This window comes from Sphingobium tyrosinilyticum, from assembly GCF_042654265.1.
GTDB classification, from domain to species: domain Bacteria; phylum Pseudomonadota; class Alphaproteobacteria; order Sphingomonadales; family Sphingomonadaceae; genus Sphingobium; species Sphingobium tyrosinilyticum.
Genome location: NZ_JBHSFZ010000013.1, coordinates 143,779 through 166,963 on the forward strand (window position 1 = coordinate 143,779; position 23,185 = coordinate 166,963).

Genomic DNA, 23,185 nt, shown 5'->3' on the forward strand with positions numbered 1-23,185 from the left:
CCTCAGTCGCAAGCCTTGTGCAGCGTCCAGGCGATCCAGGCGCAGGGCAGGCACAATGCGGCCACCAGAAGCAACTGATTGACGACAGACATGCCGGCAACGCTGAGGCCGATTGCGAAAAAGGACCCCAGCACCATGGCGCCTGAATTGACGATATTGTTCGCCGCGACCGTGCGGGCAGCCTCGCATTTTTCGACGGTAGTGGTGAGGAAGGCGTAGAGCGGGACCACGAACATGCCGCCGAATGTCGCGACGCCCAGCAAACAGGCCGAAAGCGCCACCGCGAGCGGATGGGCAAGGAAGCCCTGGAGCGAAAGCATCGTCCCGGCCGCGGCAGGCGTCCAAAGATCACATACGATGTGAAAGGCGATTATGCACAGGCCCATGCCGATGACAGATGCGGGCGCATAGCGCGCCGACACATGTCCCTTCAGCAGGCGGTTGATGGCGATCGATCCGATGGCGATGCCGATCGAAAAGATGGCCAGGAATAGACTGGCGACAGCCTTATCGGCCGTCAGCACATTCTTGACCAGCGGTGGGAACTGAATGAACAGGATCGATCCCACCGCCCAGAAAAAGCTGATCGCCATGATCGCGAGATAGAGCCGCCGGATATGCATGGTGCCGCGCACCAGCGTTACCGAAGAGCGGATGATATGGAAATCGATCGGCTGCCGGTCGAGCAGTGATGGGGCGGGAGGCACTTCGCGCCCCGCCACATAACCGACCGCCGCCGTGATCACTATGCCAATGGCGGCAGCTTCGACCGGGATGATACCGGCCAGGATTGTCCCTGCTAGAATGGCGATATAGGTTCCAGCCTCCACGAGGCCCGTGCCGCCCAGCACTTCGTCATCATGCAGATGCTGCGGCAGGATCGCATATTTTATCGGGCCGAAAAACGTAGAGTGGATGCCCATCGCGAATAGGGCGCAGAGCAATAGCGGGATGGCGAGGCTATGGACGGCGAAGCCGCTCCAGATGAGCCCCAGTCCGGTTGCACCCACCAGCATGATGACGATTTCCGCGGCTTTGACATAGCGGATGATGGTCGCTTTATCCCTTTGGTCGGCAAGCTGACCCGACAGGGCGGATAGCAAGAAAAAGGGCAATATGAATATGCCGGTCGCCAGAGCGCTGAACCATGTTTCAGACCGCTCGTCATTATAGACGCTGTACACGACGAACAGCACCATCGCGTTCTTAAACAGATTATCGTTGAAGGCGCCGAGCAGCTGAGTGATGAAAAGCGGCAGAAAACGTCGCTTGTTGAGGAGCCTAAGGGAGGCTTGCATAGGCGAGGGGGTCTTCTTCGCTGTGGACGAGCGGAGCGCGGTCTAGCGGCTGCCGCGGCCTCTGTCCAACCCCGTCCGCACGAAGCCAGCGAAAGCCGTTGTCGCCTCTGCTTGTGCAAGAGCACGGACTGTGGCAGTTCGCCGCCATGCTGACGCTGCCAAATCTGCTGACGCTTTCGCGGATATTCACTGTGCCGCTGCTGGTCGCGCTGCTGTGGCCGGCGGAAATTGGCGCGCGGTGGACGACCGGCTATGCCTTCGCCTTCGCGCTCTATTGCCTAATGGGAATCACCGACTATTTCGACGGCTATCTGGCGCGGGCACAAGGAACCGTGTCGAAGCTTGGCGTCTTTCTGGATCCGATCGCCGACAAGATCATGGTGGGCGCGGTCATCCTGATGCTGGCTGCCACGCGCGACATTGCAGGTATCCACGTCGTCGCCGCCATGATCATCCTGCTGCGCGAAATTGCGGTATCCGGGCTGCGCGAGTTCTTGGCGGGGCTTCAGGTGTCGGTGCCGGTCTCCCGCTTGGCGAAGTGGAAGACGGCATTTCAGCTGATCGCTCTGGGGGCGTTGATCCTGGCTGGTGCAGTGCCCAATTTCCCGGTCGTGCAGTTGGTGGGCATCGCGACGCTGTGGGCCGCAGCAATACTGACGCTGATCACCGGATGGGACTATCTTCGGGTCGGCGTCAAGCATATGGATTGACCCATGGCGACGCTCAAAATCCTCTATTTCGCCTGGGTCCGTGAACTGATTGGTCGCGACGATGAAGAGGTTGAGCGGCCTGCTCCAGACAGCAGTATAGCCAGCCTTATCGAGAGGCTTGCAAATCGCGGGGGCGGTTACGCTGAGGCGCTCGGCGACCATCAACGGTTGCGCGTCGCACTCGACCAGCGGTTCGTTCCACTAGAGACAACGATCGGTCAGGCAAGGGAACTGGCGATCTTCCCGCCGGTCACAGGCGGATGAAGCGGATTTCGATACAGGCGGAGGATTTCGACGCGGCAGCCGAACTGGCAGCGCTGGAAGAAACGGGCGGTGGCGGCGTTGCAAGCTTCACCGGCATTGTACGGGGAGGGAATGGGCTGACAGCGCTCGAGCTTCAGCATTACCCCGCGATGACGGCCCAACAGGCCGAACGCATTGTGGATGACGCGATGGCCCGCTGGCCGCTTCTGGGCGTGCGTGTGATCCATCGTTTCGGCCGACTGTCGCCCGGCGAGCGCATCGTTTTCGTGGGTACCGCATCGCGCCATCGCACTGCTGCGCTGGAAAGCTGCGCCTTCCTCATCGACTGGTTGAAGTCGGAAGCGCCCTTCTGGAAGAAGGAGCATTTCGCCGAGGGCAATGCCACATGGGTGGAAGCCAAAGCGGAGGACGAGGCGAAGGCGCGCCGCTGGACTGATTGACGTCAGGCGGCGACGCTCGGCTGCGGGAGGTCCGCAGCGTCGCGCAGAAGCTCCGCGAGCAGCCGGAATTCCTTCTCCCTCGGGCTGTTCTTGCGCCAGACGAGAGCGATGTCACGATGCGATCGCTGGGATTGCAATGGCCGCGCAGTGATGCGCGTGTGATCCAATATGCCGCCATTGATAGCCATTTCTGGCATGATCGTCATGCCAAGGCCATTATCCACCATCTGCACAAGCGTGTGCAGCGAAGTGCCCATCATCATCGCGTTGGAGCGGATCTCGGGGCGATTGCAGGCAGCCAAGGCATGATCCTTCAGACAATGACCATCTTCCAGCAGCAACAATTTTGTCTCATCGATCATGTCCGGCGCAATCAGTTCGGGTGGATCATGAGGATCGTCGTGTGGAAACGCGACATAGAGCTGGTCCTGAAACAGCACTTCGCTATCCAGTTCGCCGGTCGGGAAGGGAAGGGCCAGCAACACGCAATCGACATTGCCATGGCGCAGGGATTCTATGGCCGCCTGGGATGTCTCTTCCCGAAGATAGAGCTTGAGTTCCGGCCTGTCCGCACGCAAGCGCGGCAAGAGACGGGGCAGCAGGAAGGGGGCGATCGTCGGGATGACGCTCATCCGCAGCTCGCCTGTAAGGGGCTTGCCCGACGCCTCCGCAATCGCCGCCAGTTCCTCGGCTTCGCGCAGCACGCGATGCGCCTTCTCCACTATGCGGTCACCAAGCGCCGTGAACCGAACCACGCGGCGCGTCCGCTCAACCAGAGTGACGCCAATCAGCGACTCAAGCTCGCGGATACCTGCCGAAAGGGTGGATTGGGTAACATAGCAGCTATCGGCCGCCTTGCCGAAATGCCCATGCTGTTTCAGCGCAACCAGATATTGCAGCTGCTTCAGCGTGGGCATGTAGCTCGACATTGATCGCCTTTCTCGATTAGAAAGCCGAAGATAAGAGCGTTAGCCGATATATCCAAGCCATTTGGCGACGCCGAACAGTGAGGTGACGGTCAGGATCGTGCCCACCGCAGTGAATAGCACGCGTGGTGCGACATGGCGGGCCAACATCGCGCCGAAGGGCGCAGCAATGACGCCGCCCAGCAAGAGGCCGACAGTGTAAGTCGTAAAGGCCTGCCAGCCCAAATGCAGGATGAAGGTGAGACTGATAGCGAAGGTCAGCACGAATTCGACCGTGTTCACCGTACCGATCGTGTGACGTGGGCTGGACCCTTGAAGGAGCAGGTTGGACGTCACGATTGGCCCCCAGCCGCCGCCTCCGGTTGCGTCCATGAAGCCGCCGACCAGGCCAAGCGGAGCTACCCATTTAGGATCGCGTGCATGAGGGGGGAAATGAAAGCCCCGCCAGATCAGATAGACGCCAATCCCTGTGAGATAGAGCTGCACGAAGGGCTTGATGATCGAACCGTCAATGTTCGACAGAATGTAGGCGCCTGCGACGCCGCCGATCACGCCAGGAATAATGAGGCGCGCAAACAGCCGCCAATCGACATTGCGGTGCGCAATGTGGCTGAGCGCAGATACCGCGGTGGTGAAGGTTTCCGCCGCGTGGACGCTCGCGGATGCCCTGCTTGGAGGCACCCCCAGCGCCAGCAACAAGGTGCTGGAAATGACGCCATAGGCCATGCCGAGCGCGCCATCGATCATCTGGGCCCCGAAGCCGATCAGAATGAAGGGTAGAAGATCGCCAAGATGGGCGAGGATGGGATCAGTCATTCACGGGCCTCTGGTTGATTGTCTACCGCCTTGATTGGTATATCAAAGGCCGCCAAGAAACATTCTGTTTTATGGTACGAAGCCGAAATAGCCGCCATCTGGAAAACTCATCCCTATGCGCCTATGTAGGGCAGGTTCGGTTTTCAGGGGCCGTCTGCATGTTCCGCAATCTTGTTGCTTATCTGGACTCGGTCAAGTCGCGTGATCCCGCACCGCGCTCACGGGCGGAAATCCTGCTTTATCCAGGGGTATGGTCGCTTGGCTTTCATCGCGTCGCGCATCGCCTTTATAATGTGCGGCTGTATTTCTTGGCCCGTGCAGTCAATCACCTTTCACGATTTCTGACGGGCAACGACATCCATCCGGGTGCCCGCATCGGCAAGCGCTTCTTTATCGACCATGGTTTTACCGTGATTGGGGAAACTGCGGAGGTTGGCGATGATGTCACCCTTTATCAGAATGTCACGCTGGGCGGTACTGATCCTGCGAACGGCATTGCTGGCAAGCGTCACCCGACCTTGGCAGACGGGGTGATCGTTGGATCGGGTGCGCAGATATTGGGACCTGTTCATGTCGGTTCGCGCGCCCGCATCGGGGCGAACGCGGTGGTAACGAAGAATGTGCCTGAAGGCGCTACCATGGTGGGTATCCCGGCACGTCAGATGTTGGTGGACGTCACAGCCTATCAGCGCGATTTCCTGCCTTATGGCACCCCTTGCACCGACTGCTACGATCCGGACAAGCACAAGCTGGAGCAACTTCAGGCGGAGATGCAGCACCTGCAAAAGCGGCTGGCGGAGCTCATCGAGCAGAGGGGTGGCAAGAATATCGGCCCGGATGACGACATCCCCTTGTTTCGGGAGCGTGGTCGCGGCTGATGACCAACGTCACGCCGTTCCCGTCCCAAGCCACTACGGCGGGTCAGACGGGGTTCGATCGGCTGGAGCTACAACGGATCATGGACCTCTATGGACGTATGGTCTCTGCCGGTCACTGGCGTGATTACGCCATCGATCTGGGCCGTGATGTCGCGGTCTTTTCGGCATTTCGCCGGACTACCGAACGTCCGGAATACCGGATCGAGAAACGCCCCTCCCTTCGACATCGCCAGGGCATGTGGGCGCTGGTGGGGGAAGCGGGTGACATTCTGAAGCGCGGAACGGAACTGCAGGGTATTTTGGCCCCTGTCGAGCGTCGTTTGCTCAAGATCGTCCGGGACTGAGTCCTCCAGACTTTGCAGGCTCAATATTATACTCAAAGGCAAAGTTGAGCTTTGTTGTGACCACGCCTGGTGCTAGCGAGGATTGAACAACGGGAAGAAGGCTCATCCCATGACTTTGCCTGCACTGCTTGAAGGCCGTCTTTCTTTGCCGCTCATCGCATCGCCGATGTTCATCGTCTCGCAGCCGTCGCTGGTGATCGCCCAATGCCGCGCCGGCATCGTGGGTGCCTTCCCATCGCTCAACGCGCGGCCATCGGGCGTTTTGGAACAATGGCTTCGGCAACTGCGAGAAGAGCTGACGGAGCGGGACGCGCCCTTCGCCGTCAACCTCATCGTGCACAAGACCAATGCGCGACTGCAGGAGGATCTAGCTCTTTGCGCCAAATATCGCGTGCCTATCGTCATAACCTCGCTTGGCGCACGGCCAGAGGTGAATGAGGCGGTCCACAGCTATGGCGGGATAGTATTGCATGACGTCATCAACAATATGTTTGCCAAGAAGGCGATCGAGAAGGGAGCCGACGGCTTGATCGCCGTGGCGGCAGGGGCAGGGGGGCACGCAGGAACACTGTCTCCTTTCGCCCTTGTCGAAGAAATCCGTGCCTGGTTCGACGGCCCGTTGATCCTTTCAGGAGCGATCGCCACCGGTCGATCGATCGCGGCGGCCCGGATGATGGGTGCTGACCTAGCCTATATGGGTTCCCCCTTTATCGCGACGGAGGAGGCAAATGCCGAACCCGGCTACAAGCAGATGATAGTGGATAGTGGTGCGGCTGAGATTGTTTATTCCGACTATTTCACGGGCGTGCATGGCAACTACTTAAGGCCCAGCATCGCGGCCGCCGGTCTGGACGCGGACAAACTGCCGACGGCAGCGAGCATGGATTTCGGCTCTATCGCTGAGTGCGGCAAGAAAGCTTGGCGTGACGTGTGGGGCGCTGGCCAAGGAATAGGCGCTATCCGAAACATTCAGCCCGCGGCGTCTTTTATCGAGCAACTAAAGAATGAATATCAGGCGGCAATTTCTGTGTTTAAATCATAAGAAGGCGCGCAATTCCCCGAGAAATGCGTCGAACCGGTCGTGATGGAGCCAGTGTCCCGCCTCGGCAAATTCGACCAGTCGGACGTCTTGAAAATGAGCGGCGCGCCCATCCTTGATGGGGTTCGATGCCCAGCTATCCAGTCCAAGACAAAGGAGTATGGGACAACTGATCCTGCGCCAGAAATCGGGCAGATCATTATCCGTCATGTCTTGCGGTGGGAGGTTGCGCAAATAGGGATCGAACTTCCAGCCATAGCTGCCATCTTCGTTGCGGTTGACCCCATGCGCAGTCAGGTGCAGCGCCTGCTCGACTGATAGGTGGTCATTGCGCTCTCGCATGCGGGCGACGGCAGCCTCCAACGTGGGATAATGCCGGGGCGCCCGCCGAGCGCTTGCGCGGCGGTGTTCGATCCATTCCCGCCAGCGATCGGGTGCGGGGCGGGAGGATTTCTCCTTGAGGCTCTCAGGCGATAGGCCCAGCCCCTCGATCGCAACCAGCCGCTCCACGCGCTCCGGAAAAAGCCCTGCATAGCGCAGGACGAGCGATCCTCCGAGGGAGTGGCCGACCAACGTCACCTTGTCCCGGCCGAACTGCTCCACAAGTTGTGCAAGATCATAGACGAAGTCTGCCATCAGATAGGCGCCTTCGGCTGACCACGCACTGTCGCCATGGCCGCGCAAATCGGGGACAACGACATGATAATCCCGCGCCAGTGCCCGAGCCGTCCAATCCCAGCTGCGAGCATGGTCGAGCGCGCCATGAACCAAGATGAGCGTAGGGGCTGAGCGATTGCCCCAATCGATATAGTGAAGGCGGGTACGAAGCGATGTGAAGAAATGCGAAGTGGGGCTTGGCGCCGGGAGGATGTCCGCACGATCGTCGAAAGGGCCGGAAAAGGTAGGCGTGATGTTCATGTCCTCGGGCGGACTCCGCGATGCTGGACAGGGATTATGACGCAGCTGTTATAACAGCTTTTTCCAGAAAATTGATGACCATAATGAAGAGAGCGGTCAGCGTTCGTGCCAAAACGGGAGGAGAATGGATGGCGCTCTGGTCAAAACCGGGGGGCTCGCCCTGGGAGGGGGGTCAGTCGCTCGCCGCTGCGGTTCAGCCGGGCGAGAGAAACGATGCGGGCGAGATCGGCCTGCTTAAAAGGTTTGTCGAGGCGCAGCCGCTTCGTGGCATGGGGCGGGAGCTCGGCATAGCCGGTGATGATGATCACGGGCAGGCCGGGGTGGCTTTCGTCCAGAGCGTCGGCCAGTTGCGCGCCGGTCATTTGCGGCATGGCATGATCGGTGATGACCAGATCGACTTCGCCCTCGCCCAGCACGCGAAGGGCATCTGCGCCCGATGCCGCCTGAAACACGGTGTGGCCAAGCTCTTCGAGCATTCCTGCGGTATTTGTCAGTACCAGATCGTCGTCGTCGACGGCCAGGATGACCAGTGGCTGATCGCTTAGCGGATATGGAGCTTGGGCCTGGCTTTCAGCCTCGTCCAATGGTTCGTCCGAAGCAGTTGCGACCGGCAACCACAGCGATACCGTCGTTCCCTGACCCGGTTCGCTCGAAATGGTCAACGACCCACCGCACTGCTGGGCGAAACCATGCACCATCGACAAGCCGAGCCCCGTTCCTTTGCCCACGCCCTTCGTTGTGAAGAACGGCTCGCGGGCGCGGGACAGCGTCGCTTCATCCATGCCTTCGCCCTCGTCGATGACGGACAGGCGAACATAATCGCCCGTTCCGAGGTCAGGGCGCTGTTCGGCCTGCAGATGGGCTTCCATCCCCTCAATGATGATCCGCCCGCCTTCTGGCATTGCGTCCCGCGCATTGACCGCAAGGTTCAGCAACGCCAGCTCCAGCTGAGCCGGGTCTGCATGGGCCGCGTTGAGGATGAGGGGGAAGCGGGTTTCGATCGTCACGGTCGAGCCCAGGGTTGATTTCAACAGGCCCGCCATATTGCGTACCAATGCCGGGCAATCGACGTTGCGCAATTTCAATTCTTGCTTGCGCGCGAAAGCCAGCATGCGTTGGGTAAGGATGGCGCCGCGATCCGCTGCGGTCATAGCATTGTCGATATAGCGGGAAATGTCGGCGCCCGTTTGCAGCCGCTGTCTGGCGAGATCGAGACTGCCCATGATGACGGCCAGCAGATTATTGAAATCATGCGCAACGCCGCCGGTAAGCTTCCCGATCGCATCCATCTTCTGCGATTGGAATATGGTCTCGCGGGCTTCCTCCAACGCCAACTGAGCTTCGCGCCGTTCGGTGAGGTCGCGCGTGATCTTGGCGAAGCCGATCAGGGTGCCCATGGGATTGCGGATAGAGTCGATAACGACACTGGCCCAGAAGCGGGAGCCATCCTTGCGGATGCGCCAGCCTTCGGCTTCGAACCGGCCTTCCCTTGATGCCGTTTCGAGGGCGCGGGACGGGACGCCTGCCATCCGGTCCTCTTCGGAATAGAAGCGGGAGAAATTTTGGCCCAGGATCTCTTCCGCGGTATAGCCTTTGAAGCGTTGCGCGCCTGGGTTCCAACTGGTGATCGTGCCCACCGGATCCAGCATATAGATCGCATAATCGGTGACGCTTTCGACCAGCAGCCGGAAGCGCTCCTCGCTCGCCCGCAGCGCCTCCTGCGCCAGCCGCCGCTCGGTCAGGTCGCGCGTCACCTTGGCGAAGCCGATCAATTTGCCAGTCGAATCGCGAATGGGGTCGATGACTACATTGGCCCAGAAATGAGTGCCGTCCTTTCGCACGCGCCAGCCTTCGGCTTCGAAGCGGCCCTCGCGTTCGGCGGTGTCCAGGGCAAGCGCAGGAATGCCGGCGGCACGATCCTCGGGCGTGTAGAAGCGGGAGAAGTGTTCGCCGACAATCTCGTCCGCTTCATATCCCTTGAACCGGCGTGCGCCCGCATTCCAACTGACGACCGTGCCGTTCGTGGAAAGCATGTAGATGGCGTAATCTGTAACGCTCTGGACAAGCAACTCGAAGCGGTTTCCAGAGTTCTCCGGCGCCGCCGTGCTCATAAAGTCCCCATTTGATATTTTATCTTCTTGAAACTTCTCAACACGCCGCCTGGTTGATCGTTCCACGGGATAGGCCGTTTGTACCGGCGTGAGGCATAGCCAGCTATAAACTAGACTATATTTTTGCGCTGCGGAGAGGTCGTTGACGTTGTCCGGGACAGCCGCTAATCCCGCTCGCAGCGCGCGGGTGTAGCTCAATGGTAGAGCAGAAGCTTCCCAAGCTTACGACGAGGGTTCGATTCCCTTCACCCGCTCCATCGGAAATATGATCAGCCGACTTGCCGCTTGGCCAGCTTTCGCGCCAGGGTGCGGCGGTGCATGCCGAGGCGGCGCGCGGCTTCCGAAATGTTGAAGTCGCTGTCTTTCAGAACTTCGTGGATATGTTCCCATTCCAGTGTCTTGATCGACGTCGGGCGGGGGGCGAGGGGCGTTGACGGATCGCCCGACGATCGAGCGAAAGCGGCTTCGATGTCGTCGGTATTGGATGGCTTGGCGAGATAATGGGATGCGCCGAGCTTGATCGCTTCCACGGCGGTGGCGATGCTGGCGAAGCCGGTCAGCACGACAATCAGCATGTCGGGATCATGGGCGTGGAGGGTCTGGACGCAAACCAGCCCGGATTCCGGACCCAGCTTCAGATCGACGACCGCATAGCCGGGTTTATGCTCTTCGAGCAGAGAGAGAAGCGCTGCGTGGCTGTCGGCGGTCAGGACCTGATAGCCGCGTCGTTCGAAGGATCGCTTAAGGGTCTTGGCGAAGGCTTCGTCATCCTCGACCAGGACGAGGACCCTGTCACTTGTCATCGGCCGGTTCCTCCAAGGCGACGGTGCTGAGGGGCAGGCGGAGCAGGATCAATGCGCCGGCGTCCGCGCCGTTGCTGGCTGCTACGCTGCCGCCGAGTTTGCGGACGACGTTGACCACGAGGAAGAGGCCGAGGCCGCCGCCCTGCTTGCCCTTGCTGGAGCGGTAAGGTTTGCCGAAGTCGGCGAGCATCTGTTCGGAAAAGCCGCTGCCATTGTCGCGGACGGCGATATTGAGCGAGCTACTGTCGCGGCCGACGAGCAGATCGATATAGGTGGCGCCGGCTTCGCGGGCGTTGTCGAGCAGGTTGACGATGGCTTGGCGGATTACGGGATCGGCGATGATGCGGGGATAATCATGGGGGCCGAAGTCGCAGCGGAGTGGCATTCCGGGATTGGCGGAGCGCCAGCTTTCGGCGATTTCATCAATGAAATAGCGAATTGAAGTGATTTCTGGGGCTTCGCCGCGCGCCTCGCCGGACGAAATGAGAATGCTAGTCAATATCTGTTTGCAGCGCTGCACGGCGGCCTGCATTTCCCCGACCTCTTCAAGGAGGGGCGGATGGGCGGCGATTTCGGGCATGTGACGCCAGTCGCCCAGCACGACCGCGAGCTGGGAGAGGGGGGTGCCCAGTTCGTGGGCGGCCCCGGAGGCGAGAAGGCCCATGCGGACGATATGTTCTTCCTCCGCTGCCTGCTGGCGCAGTTGAGCGAGATAGGCTTCGCGGGCCTGGAGGTTGCCGGTCACGCGGCTCATGAAAAGGACGAGCAGCACCGCGATCATGGCGAGGCAAATCCAGGTGCCGAAGATGTGCAAGTCGAAAAGATGCCCCTGCAGCGCGTCGGTGAGACCCAGCGGGCGATAGACGAAGGAGAGCAGCGCGGCGCAGAGCATCGCCATAAGGACGATTCCCCAGATGCTCAGCCGGTCGAGCAGAACCACGCCCAGCGCGACCTGCAGCAGGTAAAGCGCGATGAAGGGGTTGGTAGCGCCGCCGCTGAGATAAAGCTGCGCGGTCAGCAGCAGCACGTCGAAGAGCAGCGCAAGGAACAGTTCGGCGCGGGCGACATCGGTGCGGTGGCGGAGCGCGGCGAAGCTGACGACATTCACGGCGGCGGCCACCGACGCCACCAGCAGCATCGCCGCCACCGGCAGGTTAATGCCCATGCCCCAATGAACGAAGAGGATGGTGCCGACCTGTCCGGCAATGGCGATCCAGCGCAGTTGCACCAGTAGCGCCATATTCTTGCGCCCGGCGGCGTCGGCGGGCCACTGACCGGGTAGCCAGCGGGCGCTTATGGGAAGCGATCGCTTCATCTCCGGCGCTCTTTCCATTCGTGCCGCATGACGAACATGTACCCGCCAGCGACCAGCGCCGCCAGCGCGAACCATGTGAGCGCATAGGATAAATGGCTGTTGGGGAAGCGGAGGACGGTGAAGCCCCCGACGGGCAGGGCGTCAGGCGGCCCGCGTTCCGCATCGATGAAATAATTGGCGACAGGAGCGCGAAGCCGGCGCGCCGCCGCGATAGCGGTCACGTCGCGCGAATACCAGCGGTTGGCGACGGGATCATTGCTGCGCAGGAAACCGCCGCCCGGCTCGGTCAGGCGCATCAGGCCGGTGATCCGGATGCGTCCTGTGGGCTGCGTGTATCGGGTGCGCCTCTCAGGAGGCACGAAGCCGCGATTGACGAGCAGGGTGAAGCCGCGATCCGTCGCCAGCGGCGTCAGCACCCAATAGCCCGCCCCGCGCACGGTCGAAGCCTGAACCAATGTGGCGCGGTCGTGAAGAAAATGGCCCGACGCTGTCACGCGACGATAGGCGTCGTTCGGACCTGCCGCAGAAGGGGCCGCGATTGGCGCGGCGTGGACGCGGCTTTCAACCTTGGCGATGAGATCGCGTTTCCAGGTCAGACGGTTGAGTTGCCAGACGCCAAGGCTGACAAGCCCGGCCACGGCCAGCGCGGCCGCTATCGTAAAGCCGATAAGGAACCCCGCCGACCGGTGGCGGGGTGCGTCGGCTGTCACGGCATTTGGCTCATGTCATGCGCGCTCATGCCTTGCATCTGCGGCATCATATTATGGTTGAGATGATACATTACCCAGATGGAGCCTGAGAGGGTGATGACGACCAGCACGATCGTGAAGATCAGCGCCAGCATCGTCCAGCCCCCTTCGGAGCGGGTGTTCATGTGCAGAAAGTAGATCATGTGGACCAATATCTGCACCACCGCGAAGCCCAAGATTGTGAAGGCGGTCAACTGCGGATCGTTCAGCACGCCGGTCATGACCAGCCAGAAGGGGATGGCCGTCAGAATCACCGACAGGCCAAAGCCGATCATGTAGCTGCCGAAGGTGCCATGGGCATGGCCGTCGGCGTGATGGGCGTCGTGATGTTGGTCTTGCGCGCTCATCGCAGCATCCCCATGAGATAGACGAAGGTGAAGACGCCGATCCAGATGACGTCCAGGAAGTGCCAGAACAAGGACAGGCACATGAGGCGGCGCCGATTGGCGGGGATCAGGCCCTTTTTCGCGACCTGAACCATCAGCGTCACCAGCCAGATGGTGCCGAAGGTCACGTGCAGCCCGTGGGTGCCGACCAGGGTGAAGAAGGCCGACAGGAAGCCCGAGCGCATCGGGGTCGCGCCTTCATGGATGAGGTGCGCGAATTCGTACAGCTCGATCGAGAGGAAGGCGAGGCCGAACAGGCCGGTGATGGCCAGCCAGCCCTGCGTGGCCGCCACGCGGTTCTTTTCCATCGCCAGCATGGCAAAGCCATAGGTGATGGACGAGAAGAGCAGCATCGCGGTGTTAAGCGCGACCAGCGGCAGATCGAACAGGTCCTTGGGGCTCGGTCCTGCCGCATAGCTGCCGCCCAGCACCGCATAGGTCGCGAACAGACAGGCGAAGATGAGGCAGTCGCTCATCAGGTAGATCCAGAAGCCCAGCATGGTGCTGGAGCCTTCCGGATGATGGGGCTCATGGGGAAGGTGGAAGAGCGGATTGCCGTCCTTGTCGAGGAAGGCGGGATCGCCAAAAACAGTATCTGGGGTGGGTGCGCTTGCCATGGTGGTTCAGTCCTGCATGGCGAGTTGACGCGTACGCTCGCCCTCGGTGCGCTCGACCACATCCTGAGGGATGTAGAAGTCGCGCTTGTAGTTAAAGGTATGACCGATCGCGACGGCCAATATGCCGATGAAGCTGAGGCCCGCGAGCCACCACATGTACCAGATCATGCCGACCCCGAAGGCCACCGAGAGGCCCGCCAGGATGATGCCGCTGCCGGTGTTGCTGGGCATGTGGATCGCTTCATAACCCGAGAGCGGGCGCCGATAGCCGCGCTTCTTCATGTCCGCCCACGCGTCGCCATCATGGATGACGGGCGTGAAGGCGAAATTATAGTCGGGCGGTGGCGAGCTGGTCGCCCATTCGAGCGTGCGGCCGTCCCAAGGATCGCCGGTCGTGTCGCGCAGCTGATCGCGCTTCATGATCGACACGCCGAACTGGATGAACATGCAGGCGATGCCCGCCGCGATCATCACGGCGCCCAAGGCCGCGATCTGGAACCAGATTTGTAGCGAAGGATCGTCGAACACGCGCATGCGGCGGGTGACGCCCATCAGGCCAAGGATATAGAGCGGCATGAAGGCGACCCAGAAGCCCACGACCCACAGCCAGAAGCTGCGCACGCCCCAAGTCCCGTCGAGCTTGAAACCGAACGCCTTGGGCCACCAATAGTTGATCGCCGCGAACATGCCGAACAGCACGCCGCCGATGATCACATTGTGGAAATGCGCGATCAGGAACAGCGAATTGTGCAGCACGAAATCGGCGGGCGGCACCGCAAGCAGAACGCCGGTCATGCCGCCCACCACGAAGGTCAGCATGAAGGCGACCGTCCACATCATCGGCAGTTCGAAGCGGATGCGGCCGCGATACATTGTGAAGAGCCAGTTGAAGAGCTTGGCCCCGGTCGGGATGGAGATCACCATCGTCGTGATCCCGAAGAAGCTGTTGACGCTGGCGCCCGATCCCATGGTGAAGAAATGGTGCAGCCAGACCAGGTAGCTGAGGATCGCGATGACGACCGTCGCATAGACCATCGAGGAATAGCCGAAGAGGCGCTTTGACGAGAAGGTCGAGGTGACTTCGCTGAACACGCCGAACAGCGGCAGGATGAGGATGTAAACCTCCGGATGGCCCCAGATCCAGATGAGGTTCACATACATCATGGGGTTGCCGCCCATGTCGTTCGTGAAGAAGGCGGTGCCGACATAGCGGTCGAGACTGAGCAGCGCGAGAACGGCCGTCAGCACCGGGAAGGCGGCGACGATCAGTATGTTCGAGCAGAGGGAGGTCCAGACGAAGATGGGCAGCTTCATCATGCTCATGCCGGGCGCGCGCATCTTGACGATGGTCGCGATCAGGTTGACGCCGGATAACAGCGTGCCGATGCCCGCTATCTGAAGGCCCCAGATATAATAATCGACGCCGACCCCTGGGCTATAGGCGATGCCCGACAGTGGCGGATAGGCGAGCCAGCCGGTCCGCGCGAACTCCCCCACGAACAGCGACATCATGGTGATGACGGCGCCTGCGGTGGTCATCCAGAAGCTGAAATTGTTGAGGAAGGGGAAGCTGACGTCGCGCGCGCCGATCTGCAGCGGGACCATATAGTTCATGATCCCGGTGATCATCGGCATCGCGACGAAGAAGATCATGATGACGCCGTGCGCGGTGAAGATCTGATCATAATGATGCGCGTTCAGATAGCCTTCGGAGCCGTTGAAGGCCAACGCCTGTTGAAGGCGCATCATCAGTGCGTCGGCGAAGCCGCGAACGAACATGATGAGACCGAGGATCATGTACATGATGCCGATGCGCTTATGATCGACGGTGGTGAACCAATCGCGCCACAACATGCCCCAGAGGCGATATTTGGTGACGATGCCAAGGATCGCCACGCCGCCCACGATGACCGCGATGAAGGTGCCCATCACGATGGGCTCATGGATCGGGATCGCGCTCCAGTCGAGGCGGCCGAGGATCAGTTTCCAGATGCCGCTATTTTCGGATGCGGGATGGGGGGACATGGCGTCAGGGCCTCGGGGGGAAGGGTGAAGAGGGGTGATATAAGGACTTAGTGGCCATGATGAGCATGCCCATCGGCGTCCTTCTGCCCCGGAGCTTCGTTGCCCCGCTCGGCAGGCGTGCGCTCTGCTGCCGGGGTCATGCCCGCAGGCTGGGCGATCTCGCCCTTCTTGCCGGGCTCGACCGGATGGAAGCCGCCAACGTCGATGGTGCCGTCATGGCGTAGTCCTTGCGTGTCGCGGGCGGATTCCTTGCCGCCGCCACCCATCATGTCGGTCATCATGACCTCGTCCATGCAGCGCTTGCCGGGCTGGGCGCACATGTTGAGCGCGGCGTGGAAGAGCTTGGGCTCGACGCCCGTAAAATACATCGGCGGGACCTTCTCGCTCGGCTGTTCCAGCTTCACATAGGCCGCGCGGTCGAGCTTGGCCTTGCTGGCTTTCACCTGGGCGACCCAGCGGCCAAACGTGGCCTGATCCATCGCCTTGAAGCGGAAGCGCATGTTGGAAAAGCCCGCGCCGGAATAGTTGGCGGAGAAGCCTTCGAAATTGCCGGGCTTGTTGGCGACGGCGTGGAGGACCGTCTGCATGCCGGGCATGGCGTAGATCTGTCCGGCGAGCGCGGGCACGAAGAAGCTGTTCATCAGCGTGGCCGAGGTAATCTTGAACTCGATCGGCTGATCGACCGGCGCGGCCAGTTCATTGACGGTCGCGATGCCCAGTTCCGGGTAGATGAACAGCCATTTCCAGTCGAGCGCTACGACTTCGACCTGGAGCCGCTTGGCGGCGGGATCGACCTTGCGCGCGGAATCGATGCGTTCGATGGGGCGGTAGGGGTCGAGAAGATGGGTGCTGGTCCAGGTGATGGCGCCCAGCGCGATGATGATCAGCAGCGGGGCGGACCAGATCAGCAGTTCAAGGCTGGTCGAATGGTCCCAATCAGGGTCATAATCCTTCGCCTGCGCCTGTTCCCGGTAACGCCAGGCGAACCAGATCGTCATCGCCATGACCGGCAGGATGATGAGCAGCATCAGCAGGGTGGAGATGAGGATCAAGTCCCGCTGCTGCACCGCGACATCGCCGGCGGGCGACATGACCACCCAGTTGCACGCCCCCAGGGGAAGCAGCAGCAAAGGCGCGAATCGGCGCAAAAATGCGGGAGAGAGGCGGGCAGGACGTGCGGTCATGCAGCCCGCATAGGAGGGCTTCTCCGGGATCGACATTGGACCTTTTGTCCTATCCCCTCGCAGGCGCAAAATAGGGCAATGGCCTTTCGACCACCGGGACGATTCGCTATGCTGCAACGATGTTTGGCATGGATCGTTCCCGCAGCATGAAGGCCTGTCCGAACCGATGAACGCCGCGACCACCACGCCATCCTCCACATCGCTGGAGCGCGATGCCCGCCAGGTAACCGCGCGCGATCATCGCGTCGCCCCCGGCGAGATCGCGATTGGCGTGATCATCGGGCGGACGTCGGAATTTTTCGACTTCTTCGTCTATGCGATCGCGTCGTGCATCGTGTTTCCGGCGCATGTCTTTCCTTATCTCAGCCCGCTAGCGGGCACGCTCTGGTCATTCGCCATCTTCGCGCTGGCGTTCATCACTCGGCCGATCGGGTCCTTCATCTTCATGGCGGTCGATCGTGCCTATGGGCGAGGGGTGAAGCTGACCATCGCGCTGTTCCTGTTGGGTGGATCGACCGCGTTCATCGCCTTCCTGCCCGGCTATGAGACGATCGGGATATGGTCGGCGGTGCTGCTGGCGATATTCCGGGCGGGGCAGGGCTTGGCGCTTGGCGGGACATGGGACGGGCTGGCTTCGCTGCTGTCGCTCAACGCGCCGCAGAACAAGCGCGGCTGGTATGCGATGATGCCGCAGCTGGGCGCACCGCTGGCGCTGGTGGTGGCGAGCGGGCTCTTCGCCTTCTTCCTTTCGGTGCTGTCACGGGCCGACTTCCTTGAGTGGGGCTGGCGCTATCCCTTCTTCGTGGCGTTCGCGATCAATGTGGTGGCGCTGTTTGCCCGGCTGCGGATCGTGGTGACCCATGAGTTCGAGCGCCTGTTCGAGGCGCGCGAGCTGCAGCCCTCGCCGGTGCTGGAGACGGTGCGGAGCGACGGGCGGAACATCATTATCGGCGCCTTCGCTCCGCTGGCGAGCTTTGCGCTGTTCCATATGGTGTCGGTGTTCCCGCTGTCCTGGATCGCGCTTTACACGAAGCAGCCGCTGGAGCGGTTCCTGGTGATCGAGGCGATCGGCGCGACTGTCGGGGTGCTGGCGATTATCGTGTCGGGCTTCGTCGCGGACATGGTGGGGCGGCGCAAGCTGCTGGCCTGGTCGGCGCTGGGCATTGGCATTTTCAGCATCGCCGCGCCGCTGCTGCTGAACGGCGGGGAATTGGCTGAGATCGCTTTCATGATCCTGGGGTTCATGCTGCTGGGCCTGAGCTTCGGCCAGTCGTCGGGCGTCGTGGCGTCCAACTTTTCGACGGCGACGCGCTACACCGGGTCGGCGCTGACGTCGGACCTTGCCTGGCTGGTGGGGGCGGGGTTCGCGCCGCTGGTGGCGCTTGCGCTGTCGGTGACCTTTGGATTGGCGGCTTCCGGAGTTTATCTGCTCTCTGGCGCGATCGTCACCGGCTTGGCGCTGTTCATCAACAAGGAGCTGGCGGGCAAGGACCGCTAAGCGGCTGCCCGCATCCGCGCGAGTGCCTTGCGGTCGAACCAACCCGTCGGCCCGGAGCGGGGCGTGAAGCGGGGGAGCCATAGCGGATAGAGATCCCGCAGTTCGTCCGGCAGGCCATCCGGCCCTACCCGGCCCATGATGTCCGACACGATCCGGTTCTGGAAGAAGCGGACCGAATAGTTGATCATCCGGCGATATTGCATCCGCCAGGTCGCGGGGCTAGTGAGGCGCACGGGTTCGCAGAGGAAGCCGGCATCCTCGCAGGCGATGACGCGATCGCGGCTCCAATCGGCGTCGGTTCCAAGGTCAGTGTGCGCCCAGGCGGCCACCAGGCCGTCATCCCCGATCAAGTCCTGTGGGAGGCGCAACTCGCGCGAACGGATGCGATCCACGAAGCTGCCCGACAGCGCATAAAGATCACCGAAGAGCCCGCCTTCCTCGCGCAGGAGCCGGCGGTAGTAGGTTGCCATACGGCCATTGCGCGGCATGCCCGCAGCTGCATTTGCCTGCCCTTTCCCAAGCCTTCTCACCAACGCGTCGATCGAGCCGGGCGCGATTTCCGCGTCTCCATCCAGAAAGATGACGGCGTCCTCGCCGCCACCGAGCAGGTCGTGGACGAAGTGATTCCAGGTCCGGGATTTTCCGCCGGTTGCAATGTCGTGCACCAGCACATTCGCACGATTCCCCGCCGCATTCCGCGCGCGCGCAGCGGTAGCGTCGGTCGATCCGTTCACCAGTATATGATAGCAGGTATTTGGCCGATCCAGTGGAAGAGACGCGAGGCAAGCGCCGATCCGCCGCTCTTCCTGATGAGCGAAGATGCCGACGGCGGTCGTCATGAACCTAGCGGAAGTCCCAGCCCTGTTGGCCATGATCGATCTGGTCGAGGCCCTCCGTGGCCTCCTGCGAAGTGAGACGCATCGGCAATGCGACGGAGAGCAACAGTGCCGCTATCGCTGTTCCGGCCATTGACCACAGTGCGACGACGGCGACGCCTGCAAACTGGCTGAGCATGACGGCGCGCAGACTGATGTCACCTTCAAAACCGACGCCGCCGAGCAAGGGCTGAACAAATAGCGGCAGCAACAGCGCGCCTATCAGGCCAGCAACGCCGTGGAGCAGGAAAATGCTTGCCGGGTCATCGATCCGGTTGCCGAGCATCGCTTTCCCGGCGCGGCAGAGAATCGCCGCGATGAGACCAATCAGCATCGCGCCGCCCGTGCCGGCCAAGGCCGCGGAAGCGGAGATGGCGACCAAGCCCGCGACTGCGCCAGACAGCGCCCCGGTGGCGCTCACGCGCCCGGTGGCGACACGGTCTGCCAGCATCCAGGCCAGCGCTCCCGCGCAAGCCGCGAAATGTGTGTTCAGGATGGCGGCAGCGGCGTCGTCCGTTGCGCCTAGCGCCCAGCCGCCAACGATACCCGCCCAGCCGATCCAGATCAGTGTGCCGCCAGCGAGGCTGAGTACCGGCGCATGGCTCGCAACCGGCGAAGCTCGACGGCGGCCGAGGATCAGGGACAGCGCCAGCGCGGAAAATCCCGCGCTCATGTGGATAACGAGGCTGCCCGCGAAATCGATGACGCCGAACTCCGCAAGCCAGCCCCCGCCCCAGATGGCATGGGCCAGCGGGGCGTAAACGATAAGCAGCCAGAGGGGCGCAAGCCCCGCCATCCAACCGAGCCGCGCCCGCTCCGCCGTCGCGCCGGGCAGGAGGCAGGCGGCGAGCAGGGCGAGCGCCATCTGGAAGAGGACGAAGGCGGATTCCGGGATGGTCAGCCCTTGGCGAAGAGAGCCGAGATTGGCGAGCAGCAGGTTTGCGCCGCCACCCAGCCAACTGCTTCCTGGAGCATAGGCTAGGCTATAGCCCGCAATCGCCCAGGCCAGCGATGCGCCTGCAGCGACAGCGATGCCTTGGGCGGCCACCGATAGGGCGCTGCGCACGTTGACCAGCCCCGCGTTACGCAGCAGCAGCCCCGGCAGCGCGGCGAGCAACACCAGCAGGGCGCAGACGATCATCCAGCCGGTGTCGCCACTATCCGCGACCGCAACCGCGACCTGCGCATTCGCGGTCTGCGGCGAGGCGAGGAAAAGGAAGAGAAGAAGGCAACGAGCGAACATCGGAAAATCCGGCGGTTTTAGTTGGCTTCTGGTCCTAGCGGTGGTGCGGTAAAGACTTTGATAAGGAAAGCGGACTTGGGATTGGGTGGCAGATGGTTTGACTTCAACACGCCCGTTCGCCCTGTCGCAATGCGCTGCTTGTCTCAATCGCATGTCGAAGGGCTTTACCCTTTTCCAAAGGAAGGCGGCTTCGACAGGCTCAGCCCGAACGGGTGAGAAGTTTCGGGATCATGGTTTGATGTTTTTGATGGTCATGCAGGCTCAATAAGCCTCGCCGCCGCAGGATATCCGGCCGGTGCCGCGGTTATCGACCTGGCATTCGGCCTTGCCCATGATGGTCACATCGCCCGAGCCCGACGCCATGACCTTCGCCGTGACGTCTGCGGTCAAAACGACATTTCCCGGTCCGTCATTCCCTACCGTCGCCTGCCGGACCCGGAGTCCTTCTGCCGCCACCGCGCCGGGGCCGTTCACCCGGACCGAGGCGATCGCCGCTCGACCTGCCAGCGTCGCGCGGCCCGCGCCTGCGAGGCCAAGATTGAGTTGATCGACATCGACCGCCGCGACGCTGACGTCGCCATTGCCGCCCAGGAGGATGTCGCCGCGGAGCCCTTTCATGCGGCTGACCGAAATCGAGCCGCCGCCTGTCAGGACCAGCCTTTCCAATGTGCCGGTGGACAGCCTGACGGTAGCGCGGCCGCCCGATTTTTCGCCAGGGCGCGCGCGATCCATTCGCACAATCAGCAGTCGGCCGGAGACGTCCACCTTTAGGCGGTCGAGCAGGGCCTGATCCCCGTCCGCCCTTGCGGACGCGCCCGCGCCGGTGGTGATGATCACCTCTACGGGAGCATCAACCCGGATCGCATCGAAGCTGGTGATCGTATAGCCGCGCGTCGCTGCCGCCGCAGGCGTGGCGAGCATGGCGGAGAAGGGCGCGACCAGCCAGGCTTTGCTTTTCCATCCACCTGCCACGGCGCCAACCTCTCATCAAATTAACCTATGCGCTCAAGGTGATAGCGCCGCCTTTTTCAGCGGCAAGTGGAGATGGCGGTTCGTTTCTGCTTGTTCGTCGGAAGGGAAGAGGCATGATCGCTTTTCATCCTCAAAAATATGAGGGAAATTTCGATGCGCATGCTTTTGCCCTGTTTTTCATTGGCTTTGCTGGGCGCTTCGGCGCAGGGGGCCGCAGCCGATCGCGCGGGGCAATGGTGGGCGCATGTCGAGACTTTGGCGAGCGATGCCAATGAGGGGCGGGCGACGGGATCGCGTGGATTCGAGCGGGCGGCGTCCTATGTCGTCGATCAGTTCCGGGCACTGGGGCTGAAGCCTGCGGGTAGCGACGGCTATCGCCAGCCCATCGACTTTGTCGAACAGACGATCCTTGCCGACGGCAGCAGTGCGGTGCTGGCGGGGCCTTCCGGGGACAGGGCGCTCGCTATCCCAAGCGAACTGATCCTTTCCGGTAGCGGGGGGCCGGTCCCGGAGACGTTGGACGCGCCTTTGGTCTTCGCCGGTTACGGGCTGCACCTGCCCGAAGCCGGACATGATGATTTTGCGGGGATCGACGTCAAAGGGAAGATCGTCGTCGTTATTTCCGGCGGTCCCGCGACGATTTCAGGTGCGCTCAAATCCCATGCCCGGTCGGAGCGGGCGAGCTGGCTGGCGCGGCGGGGGGCGGTGGGGCTTATCACGCTGGTGACGCCCAAGCAGGTGGAGATACCCTGGGCGCGGCGGATCGCGCTGTCGGCGCAGCCTGCGCTCTATTTCAAGGACGCCGCTCTGCGGGACAGTCCAACGCCTTTCCTCAGCGCGCAACTGGACCCGGACAAGTCGGCCATGCTGTTTGAGGGGTCGGGGCATGATTTCGCCGGTTTGGCGAAGGCGGCGGACAGTTCTGCGGCGGTGCCGAGCTTTGTGTTGGCGCAGCGGTTGAGGGTGAGAACGGCCGCGCGGCGAGCCGATTTGACTGGCTTCAACCTCCTCGCCGTCCTGCCTGGTTCGGACAGGCGCCTGGCCCGTGAGTATGTCGTGCTGTCGGCGCATCTCGATGGCTATGGCGTGGGTACGCCGATGAAGGGCGATGCGATCTATAATGGGGCCTTCGACAATGCGTCGGGGGTCGCAAGCCTGATCGAAATCGCTCGCAACCTGCAGGCGGGTGAGGTGAAGCCCCGGCGTTCCATATTGTTTGCGATCGTCACGGGGGAGGAAAGGGGGCTGTTGGGGTCGGAATATTTCACGGAGCGGCCGACGGTGTCGCGCGGTGCGATGGTCGCCAACCTCAATTTCGACATGGCGCTGCCGATCTTCCCTCTGACCAGCGTGACGCCCATCGGCTATGACCAAAGTAGCCTGGGTCAGCAGGCGGCGGCGGTGAGCGCACAGATGCAATTGCCGATCACGCCCGATCCCTTTCCGGACCGCAATGTCTTCATCCGGTCGGACCAATATAGCTTCATTCGTGCGGGAATTCCGGCGCTCTTCTTCAAATATGGGTTCAAGGCGGGAACGTCCGAAGCGGAGGTGGAGAAGTCCTGGCGGGCGAATATCTATCATTCGCCCTTCGACGACACGAAACAGCCGGTGATGCCGGGTGAGTCGGTGAAGTTGAACGATTATGTGACGGCGGTGACGCTGCGGGTCGCCAATGAGGATAAGCGGCCGCAGTGGAACAAGGACAGCTTTTTCCGGCGGTTTGCGCGGTAGGGGCGCTTAACCGCTACCGTCATGCAGAGACGAGTTCAGC

Annotated in this window: 23 protein-coding genes and 1 tRNA gene; 9 read left to right on the top strand and 15 right to left on the bottom strand. The window is 61.8% G+C overall.

Annotation, left to right across the window (positions count from 1 at the left end; genetic code table 11):
- Positions 1 to 2: 2 nt before the first annotated feature.
- A complete protein-coding gene (locus ACFO3E_RS08570) occupies positions 3 to 1,298 on the bottom strand; it encodes an MFS transporter (protein WP_380803785.1) in 1,296 nt (431 codons plus the stop codon).
- A gap of 146 nt (positions 1,299 to 1,444) precedes the next feature.
- On the opposite strand from ACFO3E_RS08570, the gene pgsA reads away from it, so the two are divergent.
- From pgsA to ACFO3E_RS08585, 3 genes are read left to right on the top strand one after another with little or no spacing between them, the layout of a single operon-like run.
- Positions 1,445 to 2,008 carry a CDP-diacylglycerol--glycerol-3-phosphate 3-phosphatidyltransferase gene (gene pgsA / locus ACFO3E_RS08575; protein WP_066524179.1) on the top strand — a complete coding sequence of 188 codons (564 nt, stop codon included), beginning with the start codon at positions 1,445 to 1,447 and terminating at the stop codon, positions 2,006 to 2,008.
- A gap of 3 nt (positions 2,009 to 2,011) precedes the next feature.
- Complete coding sequence (locus ACFO3E_RS08580) at positions 2,012 to 2,272, top strand: MoaD/ThiS family protein (RefSeq protein WP_380803788.1); 261 nt, start codon at positions 2,012 to 2,014, stop codon at positions 2,270 to 2,272.
- Positions 2,269 to 2,712 (top strand): molybdenum cofactor biosynthesis protein MoaE, encoded by a 444-nt coding sequence (locus ACFO3E_RS08585; protein ID WP_380803790.1) that lies wholly within the window; start codon positions 2,269 to 2,271, stop codon positions 2,710 to 2,712. The genes ACFO3E_RS08580 and ACFO3E_RS08585 overlap by 4 nt, the downstream gene beginning before the upstream one ends.
- Before the next feature lie 2 nt (positions 2,713 to 2,714).
- Here the strand turns inward: ACFO3E_RS08585 and ACFO3E_RS08590 are convergent, their stop codons facing one another.
- A complete protein-coding gene (locus tag ACFO3E_RS08590; RefSeq protein WP_380803793.1) occupies positions 2,715 to 3,641 on the bottom strand; it encodes a hydrogen peroxide-inducible genes activator in 927 nt (308 codons plus the stop codon).
- 39 nt (positions 3,642 to 3,680) lie between these two features.
- The gene (locus ACFO3E_RS08595) at positions 3,681 to 4,454 is read right to left on the bottom strand and encodes a sulfite exporter TauE/SafE family protein (protein WP_066524171.1); all 774 of its coding nucleotides are present in this window, start codon (positions 4,452 to 4,454) and stop codon (positions 3,681 to 3,683) included.
- 158 nt (positions 4,455 to 4,612) lie between these two features.
- Here ACFO3E_RS08595 and epsC point away from each other — a divergent pair, with 158 nt between their 5' ends.
- The 3 genes from epsC to ACFO3E_RS08610 all read left to right on the top strand — a co-directional run bounded on the left by epsC (position 4,613) and on the right by ACFO3E_RS08610 (position 6,718).
- The gene (epsC, locus tag ACFO3E_RS08600) at positions 4,613 to 5,332 is read left to right on the top strand and encodes a serine O-acetyltransferase EpsC (RefSeq protein WP_380803796.1); all 720 of its coding nucleotides are present in this window, start codon (positions 4,613 to 4,615) and stop codon (positions 5,330 to 5,332) included.
- Positions 5,332 to 5,676 carry a DUF2794 domain-containing protein gene (locus tag ACFO3E_RS08605; protein WP_066524167.1) on the top strand — a complete coding sequence of 115 codons (345 nt, stop codon included), beginning with the start codon at positions 5,332 to 5,334 and terminating at the stop codon, positions 5,674 to 5,676. The genes epsC and ACFO3E_RS08605 overlap by 1 nt, the downstream gene beginning before the upstream one ends.
- Positions 5,677 to 5,785: 109 nt before the next feature.
- Entirely contained in the window at positions 5,786 to 6,718 is a 933-nt protein-coding gene (locus ACFO3E_RS08610; protein WP_380803799.1) for an NAD(P)H-dependent flavin oxidoreductase, read from the top strand.
- Here ACFO3E_RS08610 and ACFO3E_RS08615 read toward each other — a convergent pair.
- Together ACFO3E_RS08615 and ACFO3E_RS08620 are read right to left on the bottom strand one after the other, a co-directional pair.
- Positions 6,713 to 7,633: an alpha/beta fold hydrolase gene (locus ACFO3E_RS08615; RefSeq protein WP_380803802.1), complete on the bottom strand. Its 921-nt coding sequence runs from the start codon at positions 7,631 to 7,633 to the stop codon at positions 6,713 to 6,715. The two genes, ACFO3E_RS08610 and ACFO3E_RS08615, sit on opposite strands and share 6 nt — an antisense overlap.
- Positions 7,634 to 7,773: 140 nt before the next feature.
- A complete protein-coding gene (locus ACFO3E_RS08620) occupies positions 7,774 to 9,744 on the bottom strand; it encodes a hybrid sensor histidine kinase/response regulator (RefSeq protein WP_380803804.1) in 1,971 nt (656 codons plus the stop codon).
- Positions 9,745 to 9,927: 183 nt separating this feature from the next.
- On the opposite strand from ACFO3E_RS08620, the gene ACFO3E_RS08625 reads away from it, so the two are divergent.
- Positions 9,928 to 10,001, top strand: a tRNA-Gly gene (locus ACFO3E_RS08625).
- A 12-nt stretch (positions 10,002 to 10,013) separates the two neighbouring features.
- Here ACFO3E_RS08625 and ACFO3E_RS08630 read toward each other — a convergent pair.
- The 7 genes from ACFO3E_RS08630 to cyoA form a co-directional block, all read right to left on the bottom strand.
- A complete protein-coding gene (locus ACFO3E_RS08630) occupies positions 10,014 to 10,547 on the bottom strand; it encodes a response regulator transcription factor (RefSeq protein WP_066524159.1) in 534 nt (177 codons plus the stop codon).
- Entirely contained in the window at positions 10,537 to 11,862 is a 1,326-nt protein-coding gene (locus ACFO3E_RS08635; protein WP_380803807.1) for an ATP-binding protein, read from the bottom strand. Before ACFO3E_RS08635 ends, ACFO3E_RS08630 begins: the two co-directional genes overlap by 11 nt.
- Complete coding sequence (locus tag ACFO3E_RS08640) at positions 11,859 to 12,572, bottom strand: SURF1 family protein (RefSeq protein ID WP_380803809.1); 714 nt, start codon at positions 12,570 to 12,572, stop codon at positions 11,859 to 11,861. Before ACFO3E_RS08640 ends, ACFO3E_RS08635 begins: the two co-directional genes overlap by 4 nt.
- Positions 12,569 to 12,958: a cytochrome o ubiquinol oxidase subunit IV gene (gene cyoD / locus ACFO3E_RS08645; RefSeq protein ID WP_380803811.1), complete on the bottom strand. Its 390-nt coding sequence runs from the start codon at positions 12,956 to 12,958 to the stop codon at positions 12,569 to 12,571. Before cyoD ends, ACFO3E_RS08640 begins: the two co-directional genes overlap by 4 nt.
- On the bottom strand, positions 12,955 to 13,497 hold the full coding sequence (cyoC, locus tag ACFO3E_RS08650) for a cytochrome o ubiquinol oxidase subunit III (RefSeq protein ID WP_380803864.1): 543 nt from the start codon (positions 13,495 to 13,497) through the stop codon (positions 12,955 to 12,957). The genes cyoD and cyoC overlap by 4 nt, the downstream gene beginning before the upstream one ends.
- A 123-nt stretch (positions 13,498 to 13,620) precedes the next feature.
- The gene (cyoB, locus tag ACFO3E_RS08655; RefSeq protein WP_380803813.1) at positions 13,621 to 15,639 is read right to left on the bottom strand and encodes a cytochrome o ubiquinol oxidase subunit I; all 2,019 of its coding nucleotides are present in this window, start codon (positions 15,637 to 15,639) and stop codon (positions 13,621 to 13,623) included.
- Between the two features lie 47 nt (positions 15,640 to 15,686).
- Complete coding sequence (cyoA, locus tag ACFO3E_RS08660) at positions 15,687 to 16,823, bottom strand: ubiquinol oxidase subunit II (protein ID WP_380803867.1); 1,137 nt, start codon at positions 16,821 to 16,823, stop codon at positions 15,687 to 15,689.
- A gap of 166 nt (positions 16,824 to 16,989) precedes the next feature.
- On the opposite strand from cyoA, the gene ACFO3E_RS08665 reads away from it, so the two are divergent.
- A complete protein-coding gene (locus ACFO3E_RS08665) occupies positions 16,990 to 18,321 on the top strand; it encodes an MFS transporter (protein WP_066524151.1) in 1,332 nt (443 codons plus the stop codon).
- Here the strand turns inward: ACFO3E_RS08665 and ACFO3E_RS08670 are convergent.
- From ACFO3E_RS08670 to ACFO3E_RS08680, 3 genes are all read right to left on the bottom strand, one after another.
- Positions 18,318 to 19,160: a glycosyltransferase family 2 protein gene (locus tag ACFO3E_RS08670; RefSeq protein WP_380803816.1), complete on the bottom strand. Its 843-nt coding sequence runs from the start codon at positions 19,158 to 19,160 to the stop codon at positions 18,318 to 18,320. The two genes, ACFO3E_RS08665 and ACFO3E_RS08670, sit on opposite strands and share 4 nt — an antisense overlap.
- A 4-nt stretch (positions 19,161 to 19,164) precedes the next feature.
- Positions 19,165 to 20,439: an ammonium transporter gene (locus ACFO3E_RS08675; RefSeq protein WP_380803819.1), complete on the bottom strand. Its 1,275-nt coding sequence runs from the start codon at positions 20,437 to 20,439 to the stop codon at positions 19,165 to 19,167.
- Between the two features lie 261 nt (positions 20,440 to 20,700).
- Positions 20,701 to 21,360 (bottom strand): GIN domain-containing protein, encoded by a 660-nt coding sequence (locus ACFO3E_RS08680; protein WP_380803869.1) that lies wholly within the window; start codon positions 21,358 to 21,360, stop codon positions 20,701 to 20,703.
- A 204-nt stretch (positions 21,361 to 21,564) separates the two neighbouring features.
- Here ACFO3E_RS08680 and ACFO3E_RS08685 point away from each other — a divergent pair, with 204 nt between their 5' ends.
- On the top strand, positions 21,565 to 23,145 hold the full coding sequence (locus tag ACFO3E_RS08685; RefSeq protein WP_380803822.1) for a M28 family metallopeptidase: 1,581 nt from the start codon (positions 21,565 to 21,567) through the stop codon (positions 23,143 to 23,145).
- Positions 23,146 to 23,185 lie beyond the last annotated feature (40 nt).

Excerpts from the sequence above, each read along its gene's own strand:
- ACFO3E_RS08570 (WP_380803785.1), bottom strand. The coding sequence starts at position 1,298 with ATGCAAGCCTCCCTTAGGCTCCTCAACAAGCGACGTTTTCTGCCGCTT.
- pgsA (WP_066524179.1), top strand. The coding sequence starts at position 1,445 with ATGCTGACGCTGCCAAATCTGCTGACGCTTTCGCGGATATTCACTGTG.
- ACFO3E_RS08580 (WP_380803788.1), top strand. The coding sequence starts at position 2,012 with ATGGCGACGCTCAAAATCCTCTATTTCGCCTGGGTCCGTGAACTGATT.
- ACFO3E_RS08585 (WP_380803790.1), top strand. The coding sequence starts at position 2,269 with ATGAAGCGGATTTCGATACAGGCGGAGGATTTCGACGCGGCAGCCGAA.
- ACFO3E_RS08590 (WP_380803793.1), bottom strand. The coding sequence starts at position 3,641 with ATGTCGAGCTACATGCCCACGCTGAAGCAGCTGCAATATCTGGTTGCG.
- ACFO3E_RS08595 (WP_066524171.1), bottom strand. The coding sequence starts at position 4,454 with ATGACTGATCCCATCCTCGCCCATCTTGGCGATCTTCTACCCTTCATT.
- epsC (WP_380803796.1), top strand. The coding sequence starts at position 4,613 with ATGTTCCGCAATCTTGTTGCTTATCTGGACTCGGTCAAGTCGCGTGAT.
- ACFO3E_RS08605 (WP_066524167.1), top strand. The coding sequence starts at position 5,332 with ATGACCAACGTCACGCCGTTCCCGTCCCAAGCCACTACGGCGGGTCAG.
- ACFO3E_RS08610 (WP_380803799.1), top strand. The coding sequence starts at position 5,786 with ATGACTTTGCCTGCACTGCTTGAAGGCCGTCTTTCTTTGCCGCTCATC.
- ACFO3E_RS08615 (WP_380803802.1), bottom strand. The coding sequence starts at position 7,633 with ATGAACATCACGCCTACCTTTTCCGGCCCTTTCGACGATCGTGCGGAC.
- ACFO3E_RS08620 (WP_380803804.1), bottom strand. The coding sequence starts at position 9,744 with ATGAGCACGGCGGCGCCGGAGAACTCTGGAAACCGCTTCGAGTTGCTT.
- ACFO3E_RS08630 (WP_066524159.1), bottom strand. The coding sequence starts at position 10,547 with ATGACAAGTGACAGGGTCCTCGTCCTGGTCGAGGATGACGAAGCCTTC.
- ACFO3E_RS08635 (WP_380803807.1), bottom strand. The coding sequence starts at position 11,862 with ATGAAGCGATCGCTTCCCATAAGCGCCCGCTGGCTACCCGGTCAGTGG.
- cyoD (WP_380803811.1), bottom strand. The coding sequence starts at position 12,958 with ATGAGCGCGCAAGACCAACATCACGACGCCCATCACGCCGACGGCCAT.
- cyoC (WP_380803864.1), bottom strand. The coding sequence starts at position 13,497 with ATGCTGGGCTTCTGGATCTACCTGATGAGCGACTGCCTCATCTTCGCC.
- cyoB (WP_380803813.1), bottom strand. The coding sequence starts at position 15,639 with ATGTCCCCCCATCCCGCATCCGAAAATAGCGGCATCTGGAAACTGATC.
- cyoA (WP_380803867.1), bottom strand. The coding sequence starts at position 16,823 with ATGACCGCACGTCCTGCCCGCCTCTCTCCCGCATTTTTGCGCCGATTC.
- ACFO3E_RS08665 (WP_066524151.1), top strand. The coding sequence starts at position 16,990 with ATGAACGCCGCGACCACCACGCCATCCTCCACATCGCTGGAGCGCGAT.
- ACFO3E_RS08670 (WP_380803816.1), bottom strand. The coding sequence starts at position 19,160 with ATGACGACCGCCGTCGGCATCTTCGCTCATCAGGAAGAGCGGCGGATC.
- ACFO3E_RS08675 (WP_380803819.1), bottom strand. The coding sequence starts at position 20,439 with ATGTTCGCTCGTTGCCTTCTTCTCTTCCTTTTCCTCGCCTCGCCGCAG.
- ACFO3E_RS08680 (WP_380803869.1), bottom strand. The coding sequence starts at position 21,360 with ATGCTCGCCACGCCTGCGGCGGCAGCGACGCGCGGCTATACGATCACC.
- ACFO3E_RS08685 (WP_380803822.1), top strand. The coding sequence starts at position 21,565 with ATGCGCATGCTTTTGCCCTGTTTTTCATTGGCTTTGCTGGGCGCTTCG.